The 5,627-nt window shown below is 73.0% G+C and carries 4 protein-coding genes; 1 reads left to right on the top strand and 3 read right to left on the bottom strand.

Translation table 11 applies throughout. From position 1 onward, the window contains the following. Positions 1-180 precede the first annotated feature (180 nt). Together ACFWGJ_RS41145 and ACFWGJ_RS41140 are read right to left on the bottom strand one after the other, a co-directional pair. Positions 181-1,611: a flotillin family protein gene (locus ACFWGJ_RS41145; protein ID WP_387334080.1), complete on the bottom strand. Its 1,431-nt coding sequence runs from the start codon at positions 1,609-1,611 to the stop codon at positions 181-183. A 119-nt stretch (positions 1,612-1,730) separates the two neighbouring features. After that, the gene (locus ACFWGJ_RS41140) at positions 1,731-2,246 is read right to left on the bottom strand and encodes a hypothetical protein (RefSeq protein WP_387334079.1); all 516 of its coding nucleotides are present in this window, start codon (positions 2,244-2,246) and stop codon (positions 1,731-1,733) included. A gap of 463 nt (positions 2,247-2,709) precedes the next feature. On the opposite strand from ACFWGJ_RS41140, the gene ACFWGJ_RS41135 reads away from it, so the two are divergent. Next, on the top strand, positions 2,710-3,771 hold the full coding sequence (locus tag ACFWGJ_RS41135; RefSeq protein WP_387334078.1) for a PucR family transcriptional regulator: 1,062 nt from the start codon (positions 2,710-2,712) through the stop codon (positions 3,769-3,771). Positions 3,772-3,811: 40 nt separating this feature from the next. Here the strand turns inward: ACFWGJ_RS41135 and ACFWGJ_RS41130 are convergent, their stop codons facing one another. Continuing rightward, positions 3,812-5,272, bottom strand: coding sequence for a serine/threonine-protein kinase (locus ACFWGJ_RS41130; RefSeq protein ID WP_387334081.1), 1,461 nt, complete (start codon positions 5,270-5,272; stop codon positions 3,812-3,814). Positions 5,273-5,627 lie beyond the last annotated feature (355 nt).

Genomic DNA, 5,627 nt, shown 5'->3' with positions numbered 1-5,627 from the left:
GGTTCCCCGCGCCCCCAGAAGACGAAAAGCAGGGGCGCAGCCCCGCTTTTCAGGGGCGCGGGGAACTGCGCGGCCAGCCACGTACGGCCCGCACCCGACGTCCCGGCGAACCCCCACCCCCCAGGGGCGCGGGGAACTGCGCGACCGGCCCCCACCGGCCCGCACCCGAGCGTCGTACCGTCAGTCGGTCACGTCGACCTTGCCGTTCGCCGGCGCGGCAGCCGGCGCCGCGGCCGGAGCGGCCGGCGGTGACGTGATCCTGCGCAGCAGTCCAGGCAGGTCGACCCCGGTCGTGGAGCCGAGCAGCTCCACCCCCTGCGCCACGTTGTCCGCGACCGTACGGGACAACTGACTCGCCCCGTCCGTGGAGATCACCGTCATCTTGTCGATCGCGCTGAGCGGCTCGGACGCCTTGGCGACGACCGACGGCAGCACCTCGACGACCATCTGCAGCACGGCCGCGTCGCCGTACTGCGCGAACGCGTCGGCCTTGAGCCGCATGGCCTCCGCCTCGGCGGCCCCCTTCGCCCCGATCGCCGCGGCCTCGGCCTCACCCTCGATGCGTACGGCGTCGGCGAGTGCCGCGCGGTGCGCCTTCTCGCCCTCACCGGTCAGCCGCGACCGCTGCGCGTCGGCCTCGGCCTGCTTGACCAGGGCGACCCGGCGGGCCTCCGCCTCCTGCTCGGCCTGGTAGCGCGCCGCGTCGGCGGGCTTGCGGACCTTGGTGTCCAGTTCGCGGTCGGTCAGCGCGGCCTGCCGCTGGGCGACCTTCTCCTGTTCGGCGAGGACTTCCTGGCTGCGGGCGGCCTGGGCGAGCGGTCCGGCCGCCGCGGCACGGGCCGCCGCCTCGTCCGTCTCGGCCTTGATCTCGGCGGTCTTGAGCGCGAACGTCCGCTGGGCGATCGCGATCTCCTCCTCGGCCTTCAGCCGGGCCTGCTCGGCGGCGCGCCGGGCGACGGCCTCCGCGATGTCGGCCTCCTGCCGGGCGCGGGCGGCCTCGGGCCGGCCGAGGTCCTCCAGGTACGAGCCCTCGGTGGTGATGTCCTGGATCTGGAAGGCGTCGAGCACCAGGCCCTGCCCGGACAGGCTGGCCTCGGCCTCCTCCGCGACCTGCCCGGCGAACGCGGCACGGTCGCGGATGATGTCCTCCACCGACATGCGGCCCACGATGGAGCGCAGCGCGCCGGAGAGCACTTCCTGGGTGAAGCCGACGATGCCGTTCTGCTGCATCAGGAACCGCTGGGCGGCGGCGCGGATGGAGTCCTCGGTGCCGCCGACCTTGACGATGGCGACCCCTTCGAGGTTCGCCTTGACGCCGCGCAGGGTGACCGCGCCGCGCACGGTGATCGGGATGTGCCGGCTGGACAGGTCGAGGGTGAACTTCTGCTGGACGAACGGCACGACGAAGACTCCGCCGCCGACCACGACCTTCTGACCGCTGTTGTCGGTGAACACCCGGCCGGTCTCCGGGTCGGTGGACTTCTTGCCGCGCCGCCCGGTGACGATGAAGGCCTGGCTGGGCCCGGCCACCTTGTAGCGCGTGACGACGACGAGTGCGAGCAGGACGAGGAGTACGACGACTCCCACGACCGCGACGAGCACGGGACTCATGTGGAATTCCCCCCTTGCCACCCCCAAGGCGGCAGATCGGTATGGATCAGAACCAATAACCAATAACCATCAACCAGCAACCGACAACCAATGACCGCGCATCAGGGACCGCGGACCGCTCAGCGCTGGACCGGGCGGACCGCCACCGAGGTCGGTGACAGGGACTCCTCGACCCAGATCTCCGTGCCCCGGGCCACCGCTTCGGGGCTCTTCGCCGCGATTTTCAGCGGCTGCCCCGCGAGATACACGAGCACCTCGCCGTAACCGCCGACCGGGATCGGGGTGACCACCGACCCCGAGCTGCCGACGAGGTCGGTGCCGCGCGGGGTGGCGGACGGTTCGTCGCGCATCAGGGCCCGGCTGAACCGCCAGGTCAGTGCGCCCGCCGCGGCTCCGGCCCCGATACCCACGGCGGTGGCGGGCAGGACGCCGAGTCCGGTGGTGCCGAGCACGAGAGCACCGCCGAAGCCGAGCATCGACACGAATCCGGCGATGACCGGCAGCGAGAGCAGCCCGTCGAAGAGCCCGTCCAGGAACCCCGCCCCGCCGAACAGTCCCTCCAGGACGCCGTCGAAGACCAGCGTCAGAAGCAGCAGCACGACACCCGCGATGCCGAGACCGAGAAACACGTTCATCCGGTCACCTCCCCGACTGTGCCGATCACCTCGGCGGACTCGCATTGTGTCAGATGCGTGCGCTATACACATTGCCGGATCCCGGCAGTCTTTACGCTTTCTTGGTGCCGCCTTGGCACAGCAGCCCCGTGCGTCACGGGATCCCGGCACCCTCCGGCACCGGGAACGCCCGAAGACTGCCGGGATCCGGCAATGCGCCATCCCGGCTCCCCCGGGCACGATGAGTGGGCGGAAACAGGGAACCACGCGGAATGCACGGGGGATCCACGTGGGCCTGCGACGGGGGACGGATAGGGACCCCGGTACCGGACACCGCCGTTCGGCGGCCGGTACCGGGGTCCCACCCCTGCCGTGTCCCGGCAGCGAACCCCACCCTCACCGCCCCACACCCCCGCCCCATGCGCTAGAAAGGCGTCACCAGCTCATCGAGGGAAAACGGCTGACCGGGCGAAGAGGGGCGCGCATGGCGGGGCGGGACGTACCCGAGGAATACCTGGACGGGTACGCGCGTATCCTCGCCGACGCCTCCGCGACCGGACGCCGGCTGACCCGCGACGAACTCGACTCCCGGCGGGCGCTGGGAGAACGGGCCGCCGAGGCCGGCTTCGGACTGCGCGCCCTGGTCGGCGCCCACCTCACCGCCGCCCGCGTGCACTGGCCCGCCACCGCCGGGGAGCACACGCTCGCCGCCGTCGAGCAGGCCGTCGACGCCTTCGCCGAGGGGTACGAACGGGCGCAGCTGCTCGCCGTACGCCAGGAGGAGGCCGCGCGCCGGGAGTTCATCGACGACCTCCTGCACGGCCGCAGCGACCTCGGGCTGCTCGCCGAACGCGCCGAACGCTTCGGGCTGCGCCTCTCGCACGCGCACGCCGTCGCCGTGGCGCGCGGCAGCGCGGGCCACGACGGGTACGACGAGGGGGACACCGTGCCCCGCGAGGTGGAGCGCGCGCTGATCACCCGGTTCGGCAACCGCAGCATCCTCGTCACCACCAAGGACGGACGTCTGGTGTGCATCGCGCCGGGCGACCAGGACGACGTCCTCGCGTTCTTCGCCAAGCAGGCGTACGCGGCCACCGACGGCGGGCAGGTCGCCATCGGCCGCTCCCAGCCGGGGCCCGGCGGGGTCGTCCAGTCCTACGAGGAGGCGCTGAACGCCCTCGATCTGGCGGAGCGGCTGGAGTTCGACACACCCGTGCTGCGCTCCGCCGACCTGCTCGTCTACCCCGTACTCACCCGGGACCGGCAGGCCATGGCCGACCTGGTGGTCAGCGCGCTCGGTCCGCTGCGCGCGGCCCGTGGCGGCGCCGAACCGCTCCTCGACACCCTCACCGCGTACTTCGACTCGGGCTGTGTCGCCGCGGAGGCCGCCCGGCGCCTGGCACTGAGCGTCCGCGCGCTCACCTACCGGCTCGAACGCATCCACAAGCTGACCGGCGCGAACCCGGCGGACCCGGTGCACCGGTACACCCTGCAGACCGCCGTCATCGGGGCGCGGCTGCTGGACTGGCCGGAGAAGGACTTCTGAAGGCCGCGGGGGTGCCCTCGCCGGCCGTCCTCCCGGGCGCTCATTCCTCGCCGTCGTCCTCGTCGTCCTCGTCGTCCGACCGGTCGTCGCCGCCCTTGCCCGGCTTGCGCGGCTTCTCCGCGTCCTGGGCGGGGTCCGGTACGACCTCCGGAATCTCCTGGGTGACGGAGGGGGAGGCGGAGGGCGCCGTATTGACGTCGGGCGCGGTCCCGGTCTCCTGACCCTGATCCCCGCCCTGGCCCTGGTTCTGGTCCTGCTCCTGGTCCACCGCTCCGGCCACGGGCGCCCCGGTGGCCGACCCGCCGGACGAACCCGCGCTCGCACCGGCGGACGGGGACGCGTCCTTGGACCCGTCCTTCGACGCGGTGTCGTCCGGCGAGAACATCGACATGCCCGCGAGCACGGCCAGGACGAAGATGACGGCACCGGCGAGGATGCCGAACACCCGGGGTCTGCGGCGGACGGCGGTCCCGACACCGCCGCCACCACCGGTCGGCCGCGCGCGGCGCGAGGGGCCGGAACGGGCGGAGTGCGAAGCGTGCGAGGAGGGGACCGGGGCGGGCAGGGGCCCGGAGCGGGCCGCGTGGGCGGAGCGTTTGCCCGGCTGCGCGGCGGTCGCCGGGAGCCGGTACGTCGTCGGGGCCCCGCTGTCGGCTCCCCCGGGCTGCTGCTGCGGGGGCGCGGACGCGTACGACACCTGCGTACGCGGCTGCTGTGCGGCCACCGGAAGGGGTTCGGCCCGGCCCTGCCAGGCGCCCGTGCCGAACCAGTCCGCGACCTCCTGGGCCGTGGGCCGGTCCTCGGGCTGCTTGGCAAGCAGGCCGAGGAGGTAGTTCTCGAAGGCGGGCGGCAGCTGGACCCCGCGCTCGCGGGGCGGCACCGGCGCCATGTCGATGTGCTGGTGCAGGGTGATCGTCGCGCTCTCGCCCTGGAACGGCGGCCTGCCGGTGAGGAGTTGGTAGAGCACGCAGCCCAGCGAGTACACGTCGGAGGCGGCGGACGCCGGACGGCCCAGGGCGCGCTCGGGGGCGAGATAGAGGCTGGTGCCGACGATCTGGCCGGCCGTGGTGAGCGCGGACGACGGGTCGTCGACGAAACGGGCGATGCCGAAGTCGCCGATCTTCACGGTTCCGTGGGCGTCCGCGAGGAGGTTGCCGGGCTTGATGTCCCGGTGCACGATCCCCTCGCGGTGCGCGGCGGCGAGGCCCGCGGCGGCCTGGGCGGCGATGGTGGCCACCCGGTCCGCGCCGAGGGTGCCGGACGCGGTCAGCTCCTGGGCGAGGCTCTGGCCCTCGACCAGTTCCATGACCAGGTAGAACCGGTCTTCCCAGGCGCCGAAGTCGAAGACGGCGACGACGTACGGGTGGCTGAGCCTGGCCGCCGTCTGGGCCTCCAGCCGGAACCGGGCGGACGCGGCGCTGTCCGCCTCGTCCCCCAGCAGCAGCTTGACGGCCACGGCGCGGCCGAGCACCTCGTCAGTGGCCTGCCAGACCTCGCCCATGCCGCCCCGGCCGATGGACGCCTGCAACCGATACCGCTCCGCGACGAGCACCAGCGAATCATCCTCAACAGCAGAAGGCCAACACGGGGACCGCGAACGGCACTTCAGCGTTGCGGAAGCGCGCAGGTGGGGGGACTCGCAGTCCCCCTAGCCTACCGATCCCCCGACGACCTGAACGCCCCGCGGCCGTGGGGGATGTCGGGTGCGGGTCCGGTGGGGGTCACCCGCGCAGTTCCCCGCGCCCCTGAGGGGGTGGGGTGCGGCGGGATGTCATCTGCGGACCGGTGGGGGCTGAGCGCGCAGTTCCCCGCGCCCCTGAAAGACGAAAGGCAGGGGCGCAGCCCCGCTTTTCAGG

The sequence above is a fragment of the Streptomyces sp. NPDC060205 genome, from assembly GCF_042728395.1.
GTDB lineage: Bacteria > Actinomycetota > Actinomycetes > Streptomycetales > Streptomycetaceae > Streptomyces.
The sequence above is the reverse complement of the archived record's forward strand: the minus strand, read 5'-3'. Positions and strand labels throughout refer to the sequence as shown.